Source organism: Polaromonas sp. P1_G4 (assembly GCF_056405475.1).
In genome coordinates this window covers 1-6,668 of sequence record NZ_JBFUCA010000216.1, presented here as the reverse complement: position 1 = coordinate 6,668, position 6,668 = coordinate 1, and the positions used below count along the sequence as shown (strand labels likewise).

General features: G+C 63.3%; 7 protein-coding genes. All 7 read left to right on the top strand.

Annotation, left to right across the window (positions count from 1 at the left end; all coding sequences use genetic code 11):
- Positions 1-366: FCD domain-containing protein (locus tag AC1D1X_RS12320; protein WP_477698361.1), on the top strand; the 366-nt coding region annotated here is incomplete at its 5' end.
- Positions 363-1,295 carry a dihydrodipicolinate synthase family protein gene (locus AC1D1X_RS12315; RefSeq protein ID WP_477670926.1) on the top strand — a complete coding sequence of 311 codons (933 nt, stop codon included), beginning with the start codon at positions 363-365 and terminating at the stop codon, positions 1,293-1,295. The genes AC1D1X_RS12320 and AC1D1X_RS12315, both read left to right, overlap by 4 nt.
- A gap of 78 nt (positions 1,296-1,373) precedes the next feature.
- Positions 1,374-2,390 (top strand): sialic acid TRAP transporter substrate-binding protein SiaP, encoded by a 1,017-nt coding sequence (locus tag AC1D1X_RS12310; protein ID WP_477698360.1) that lies wholly within the window; start codon positions 1,374-1,376, stop codon positions 2,388-2,390.
- 26 nt (positions 2,391-2,416) lie between these two features.
- The gene (locus AC1D1X_RS12305; RefSeq protein ID WP_477670928.1) at positions 2,417-2,896 is read left to right on the top strand and encodes a TRAP transporter small permease; all 480 of its coding nucleotides are present in this window, start codon (positions 2,417-2,419) and stop codon (positions 2,894-2,896) included.
- Positions 2,893-4,191, top strand: a complete 1,299-nt coding sequence (locus tag AC1D1X_RS12300; RefSeq protein WP_477670929.1) for a TRAP transporter large permease — start codon at positions 2,893-2,895, stop codon at positions 4,189-4,191. Before AC1D1X_RS12305 ends, AC1D1X_RS12300 begins: the two co-directional genes overlap by 4 nt.
- Positions 4,192-5,121 (top strand): ribokinase, encoded by a 930-nt coding sequence (locus AC1D1X_RS12295; RefSeq protein WP_477670930.1) that lies wholly within the window; start codon positions 4,192-4,194, stop codon positions 5,119-5,121. It abuts the gene before it with no gap.
- A 310-nt stretch (positions 5,122-5,431) separates the two neighbouring features.
- Positions 5,432-6,668, top strand: a 1,237-nt coding sequence (locus tag AC1D1X_RS12290; RefSeq protein WP_477698359.1) for an efflux RND transporter periplasmic adaptor subunit, incomplete at its 3' end; no start/stop codon positions are given.

The following is a 6,668-nucleotide window of genomic DNA, read 5'->3' as shown; positions in this document are numbered from 1 at the left end:
GCGCACCTGAACATCGTCAAGCGTGCGCGGAAAAAGGCCATTGACGACAGCCTGCTCAAGGACGCCACCGCGGTGGATTGGGGCCTGCACGACCTGATGATCGACGCACTGGGCAACGAGCTGATCTCCGAGGTCTACCGCATCAACAGCCTGCGCGTGCGACTGATCAAGCTCGAAGGCTCGACCCTTTCACCCGACGTGCTGATTCCCGCCATGGAAGAGCACCTCTGGTTTATCGACGCCCTCAAGCGGCGCGACGCGCCTGCCGTGATCGAACGCCTGAGCCACCACATTGAAAGCGCGCACCGACGTGTGCTAGGACTGCCGCGGCCCGATATGCCGTGGTCTTTGGAGAACCCTGAATGACGATTTCCCCCGCAGCCCCCAACGCCGCATTCCGCGGCATCTGGCCTGCCCTGCTCACACCGCTCAATGCCGACCTCAGCATTGACCACGCCAAATTTGCCGCCCACTGCAAGCACCTGATTGCCAACGGCTGCCCTGGTGTCACGGCTTTTGGCACCACCGGCGAAGGGCCATCATTCTCTCTGGCCGAGCGCAAGGAAGCCATTGAGCAGCTCATCAAGAACGGCATTCCGGCCGCGCAGATCATGGTGTCAACCAGCTGCGCCGCCCTGCCCGAAACGCTGGAGCTGACGCGCCACGCCGTCAAGGCGGGGGTGCACGGCTGCCTGATGCTGCCGCCGTTTTTCCTCAAGGGCGTGTCTGACCAGGGCGTCATCGACAGCTACCGCTATGTGATCGACGGCATGGCCGGCACGCCTTTCAAGCTGTACCTGTATCACATCCCCCAGGTCACGGGCGTTCCGCTGTCGCACCATGTGATCAGCACGCTCAAGAAGCAGTACCCGGACACCATCGTCGGCATCAAGGACAGCGCCTGCACCACCGCGCACTCGGTCGGCCTGTCCGACGCGTTCATGAAAGACATCACGGTCTACGTCGGTTTTGAACCCGACCTGCCGGAGATGGGCCGCCGCGGCAGCACCGGCGCCATCAGCGGCCTGGCCAATTTCATGCCGCGACTGGTCAAGCGGCTGGTCACAGAACCCGACGCCCCCAGCACGCCCGCCGAACGCGAGCGCGTTGTCGAGCTCATCGGCATGCTGGGCCCCTATTCGCTGATGCCCGCACTCAAGGGGATCATGGCCATGCTGAGCGGCGACAAGACCTGGCTGCGCGTGCGCGCACCGCTGGTGGCTTTGACAACCGACGAATACACGGCGCTGGAAAAAACCATCAGCGCCTTCGGGATTAATACAAAATCCGAGTGACGCCACGCCGGGCTGGTCCCGGTACGGTTTCAATAATTTCACGCGACTTCACGACAAAGTAACGACAAAGGAGACAACATGACAGCTTCCCTCAAAGGTATTTTCCGCCGCAGCCTGCTGGGCACCGCTTCCGCCGTGCTGCTGATGGGCGCCCTGCTGCCCGCCGCACAGGCACAGAACAAGGTCGTGCTGCGCGTTTCCACGCCGGCCGTGCCCGATGACTGGCACGCCAAGATGTGGACCGTCTTCAAGGAGAACCTTGAAAAGAGCGCGCCCGGCGAGTTCGACGTGCAGATCAACCTGAACGCATCGCTCTTCAAGCAGGGCACAGAGCCCGCCGCCATGGCGCGCGGAAACCTTGAGCTGTCGTCGATTTCCGCTTTTGACATCGCCAAACTGGTTCCCGAGTTCTCGATCTTCACGGCCGGCTACATCGTGCGCGACCCGGACCACCAGCAAAAGGTGTTCAACGGCCCCATCGGCACCGAGATGTTCAAGATGGTTTCCGAGAAAATGGAAGTGACGCCGCTGTCCACCGTGTACCTCGGCACACGTCAGGTCAACCTGCGTGAGGCCCGCAACGTCAAGGTTCCCGCCGACCTCAAGGGTGTGAAGCTGCRCATGCCAGGCTCCAAGGAATGGCTGTTCCTGGGTGAGGCACTGGGCGCCACGCCGACGCCGCTGGCCTTTGGCGAGGTCTACCTGGGCCTGAAGACCGGCACCATCGACGGCCAGGACAACCCCCTGCCCTCCGTGCGCGCTGCGAAGTTCTATGAAGTGACCAAGCAGATCGTACTGACCAGCCACCTGGTGGACGGGATCTTCATCGCGATTTCGAACAAGGCTTACAACGCGATGAGTCCGGCGCAAAAGACCAAGGTCAAAGCCGCCGCACAGGCCGCTTCCGCCTACAACAATGAAAACCGCATCAAGGAAGAAGGCCAGCTCGTCGAGTTCTTCAAGAAAGAAGGCCTCACTGTCACCACGCCGGATGTGGACGCTTTCCGCAAAACAGTGCAGACGACTTACCTCAACTCCGAGTACGCCAAGGTCTGGCCCAAAGGCCTGCTTGAGCGCATCAACGCCACCAAGTAAGTCGAGCGGACCACCCTGAAACAACCATGAAAAGCTGGCTCCAAAAAACCGCCAACCTGATTGGCGGCGGACTCTTCCTGACCCTGTTCATCGTGTTCGTGATCCAGATCACGGCGCGTTTTGCCTTCAACAAACCGCTGGCCTGGACGGACGAGGCAGCCGTGATCCTCTATGTCTGGGTCATTCTGTGGGCCGCCGCCGTGGTGGTGCCCGAGCGCGAGCATGTGGTGTTCGACCTGGTCTGGAATAACATGCCCTACCGCGGCCGGCAAGCCATGGCGATTACCGGCAACCTGCTGGTTGGCGGCCTGGCGGCTTGGGGCATTCCGGGCTGCTGGGACTATGTGCACTTCATGGCCCGCGAAGGAACGCCCGTGCTGGGCGTGTCTTTCCAATGGGTTTTCATGCCTTTTGTGCTGCTGCTCGCCGCTCTGGCGGTGCGCTCGGCCTGGGCGATCTGGAACGCGATCCGTGGCAAGGGTCTTGAAGCGGAGCTGCGGATATGACAAGCGCTATCTGGGTATTGGTTGGGGTGCTGGCGGGCGGCATGCTGCTGCGCATGCCCATCGGTTTTTCGATGATCGCGGCGGGCATCGGCTACCTTGCAGTCAAGGGACAGGACATCGGCCTGGTGGCCGAGCAGATCGGCAACGGCCTTTACAACAGCTACGTGCTGCTGGCAGTGCCGCTTTTTGTGTTCGCCGCCAACATCATGAATGCCGGCACAGTCAGTGAACGGATCTTTGACTTTTGCCGCATCCTGGTGGGCCGCTTTCGCGGCGGCCTGGCGCAGGTGGACATTCTGGTCAGCGTGATTTTCTCGGGCATGAGCGGCAGCGCCATCGCCGACGCGGCCGGTCCCGGCCTGGTCACGATTCGCCAGATGCTGAAAAAACCGGAATACACGCGCGGCTTTGCTGGCGCGGTGGTGGTGGCCAGCGCCACGCTGGGCCCCATCATCCCGCCGTCTATCCCCATGGTGATTTACGCACTGGTGTCGGGCGCTTCGGTCGGTGCCCTCTTTCTGGGTGGCGTGGTGCCGGGCTTCCTGATGGCCGGGCTGATGATGGGCGTGGTCGCGGTCATCGCCAAAAAGCGCAACATGCCGCGCGACGAACCTGTGCCACGCTCGGAATGGGCCGGCCTGATCTTTCGTGGTGCGCTGCCGTTGTCGATGCCCATCGTGCTGCTGGGCGGCATTTACTCCGGCATCTTCACGCCGACCGAAGCCGCCGCCGTGGCCGCGCTGCATGCATTGATCCTGGCGGCGCTGGTGTTCCGCGCATTGACGTGGCGCAGCTTCTGGGTCGTGGTGATGGAATCCACACGCGCCAGCGCGGTGATCACCATGATCCTGGCCGGCTCCTTCATGCTCAACTACGCCTTCACCGCCGAAGGCGTGCCGCAGGCCATGGCCGCGTGGGTCGACAGCATGCATTTTTCGCAGATCGGCTTTTTGCTGATGGTGAACGTCATGTTCCTGGTGCTCGGCTGCTTCCTCGATGTGTCAGTGCTGCTGCTGGTGTTTGTGCCCATGCTGCTGCCGGCGGCCAAGCTGCTGGGCGTGGACCTGGTGCACTTCGGCGTGCTGGTCGTGCTCAATATGATGATCGGGCTGATCCACCCGCCCTTCGGCATGCTGCTGTTCGTGACGAAAGCCCTTACCGGCATTCCCATCGGCGAAATGATGAAGGAAGGCTGGCCTTTCCTCGTCATGCTGCTGCTGCTGTTGCTGGCCATGACGTGTTTTCCCCAAATTGTGCTGTGGCTGCCGCAAACCATGGGCTATGGAGCCAAATAAATGAGCGCCAGGGCCAACGAAGACGCCAGTGTCGTTTGCGTTGCCAGCTGGAACGCCGACCTGATCTCCCGCGTCGAGCGGCCCATCGCGCGCGGGGAAACGCTGATGGCCAGCGATTTCAGCATCAGCCCGGGCGGCAAGGGCAGCAATGCGGCAGTGGCTGCTGCCCGACAGGGTGCGCGCGTGGCACTGATCGCACGTATCGGGGACGACGACTTCGGACGCATGGGGATGAAGCTTTGGCATGAGGAAGGCGTCGTCACCACGCACGTCGAACAGGTAGCCGATGAGCGCAGCGGTGTTGCGCAAATCCTCGTCTACGAGGACGGCGACAACAGCATTGCGGTGTATCCCGGTGCCGGCACCGGCCTGGCTGCGCGCCATGCGCAGGCAGCGCATGAGGTACTGGGCGCTTGCCGCGTCGTGATGGCTTCGTGCGAAGTGCCTGCAGACGCCACGCTGGAAGCCTTTCGTCTGGCCCGCGGCGCAGGGGCCATCACCATCCTGAACCCCGCACCTGCGCGACCGCTGCCTGACGAACTTCTGGCGCTGGTCGATGTGCTGACTCCCAATGAAAACGAACTCTACCTGCTGGCCGGTGCAGCGCATGCCGGTTCGGTGGACGACGCTGCCCTGCAGTTGCTCAACCGTGGTACACGCGCCGTGCTCGTCACGCTGGGCGCTTCCGGCTGCCGGCTCTTCCAGGCCGGCAAGCCGCCCGTTTCACTGCCGGGCCGCCGCATGGCCGTGCGCGACACCATAGGCGCGGGCGACACCTTCACCGGCGCGCTGGCCGCCGCGCTGGCACGCGGAGAAATGCTGCCTGCTGCCATGCAGTGGGCCAATGCGGCTGCCGCACTGTCGGTCACGCGGCACGGCGCCATCGATGGCATGCCGTCCTTCGCCGAAGCGGCGGCGCTGCTGGGCTAAATACCGGAATCTGGAAAGAATGGCTGCAGCCCAATAGCAACAGGCGCAAGCAGCTATTAAAACGATAGCAATCGGCAAACTCAAGCCCCGCACCTGTTATTGCCCGAAGTCGTGTAGGCCAATCGCCGCTTTACCGGATATTTACGCGCCTCTTTCAGGCGCTTTATCTGCGCCGCCGAGGCTTGCAGTGATAATTATTGAGCGCCGTCAGGTGGACCCGAGGGCTTTGGCTGCCGGCGCATGAATCACCATCAAACACAAAAAAATGCTGTGCCGGCCCGTCTGGCGCAGCGGGCACCAAGGACAGCTGATGGACCCGAAAGCCGAGACGCCGGAAAGCGGCGCCCCTACCCCATCCCGTAGAAGACTAAGCCGCCGCGCGTCCATCATCGGCAGCGTGATCGCCGTGCTGGCACTGGCCGGCACCGGCTGGCTGGCCTGGCACCTGACCCACCCTTCCACAGACACCCAGACGGGCGGCGGCCCGGGCGGTCCTGGCGGAGCCTTCAGGCGCGGTGCACCAGCCACCACGGTAGGCGTCGCCACGGCCGAGAAGGCCAGCATCCCGATCGTCCTGGAAGCCTTGGGCACCGTCACTCCCCAGGCCACGGTCAGGGTGCGGCCACAGGTTTCCGGCGTGATGGAAAAGGTTTTGTTCAAGGAAGGCCAGATGGTCAAGGCCGGTGAACTTCTGGCCACCATCGACCCGCGCCAGTTTGAAATGGCGCTGATGCAGGCCGTGGGCCAGCGCCAGCGCGACGAGGCGCAACTTGACAGCGCCCGCGTCACCCTGCAGCGCTTCAAGACCCTGCTCGAGCAGGACTCGATTGCACGGCAGGAAGTCGACACGCAGGCTGCACTGGTCAAGCAGCTGGAAGGCACAGTCGTCATCGACAAGGCCAATGAAGGCACAGCGCGACTCAACCTGGGCTACACCCGCGTGGTGGCGCCCGTCAGCGGGCGCGTGGGCCTGCGCACTGTGGACATCGGCAATGTGGTGAGCAACAGCGACGCCAACGGCATTGCGCTGATTACCCAGGTCAGCCCGATTGACGTGGTCTTCTCCGTCCCGCAGGACCGGGCGGGCGAGCTGCAGCAAAACGCCGCTGGAAGCACTGCCATGAAAGTCGTTGCGCTGGACCGCACGCGCACCGCCACCCTCGATACCGGCGTTTTTGCCTCGCTCGACAACCAGGTGGACACCACCACCGGCACCGTCCGGGCCAAGGCGCGCTTTGCCAACAGCAAGCTCACGCTGTTCCCCAGCCAGTTCGTGAACGTGCAGCTGCAGGTCAAAACACTGGAAGACGCGGTGGTGGTGCCCGTCACCGCCGTACGCCTGGGCAGCACCGGGGACTACGTTTATGTGCTGAACGCCGCCGACCGTACGGTGTCCCTGCGGCCAGTGCAGCGCGGCCAGGCCACAGCCGAAAAAATCGTGATCACCTCCGGGCTGAAGGCCGGTGAGCGCGTGATCACCGAAGGCGCCGACCGCCTGAAGGACGGCGCCAGCGTGGTGCTGCCGGGCGACGCGCCCGGCGCCGGCA

Coding starts and splice junctions, on each gene's coding strand:
- AC1D1X_RS12300 (WP_477670929.1), top strand. CDS start 2,893: ATGACAAGCGCTATCTGGGTATTGGTTGGGGTGCTGGCGGGCGGCATG.
- AC1D1X_RS12305 (WP_477670928.1), top strand. CDS start 2,417: ATGAAAAGCTGGCTCCAAAAAACCGCCAACCTGATTGGCGGCGGACTC.
- AC1D1X_RS12295 (WP_477670930.1), top strand. CDS start 4,192: ATGAGCGCCAGGGCCAACGAAGACGCCAGTGTCGTTTGCGTTGCCAGC.
- AC1D1X_RS12315 (WP_477670926.1), top strand. CDS start 363: ATGACGATTTCCCCCGCAGCCCCCAACGCCGCATTCCGCGGCATCTGG.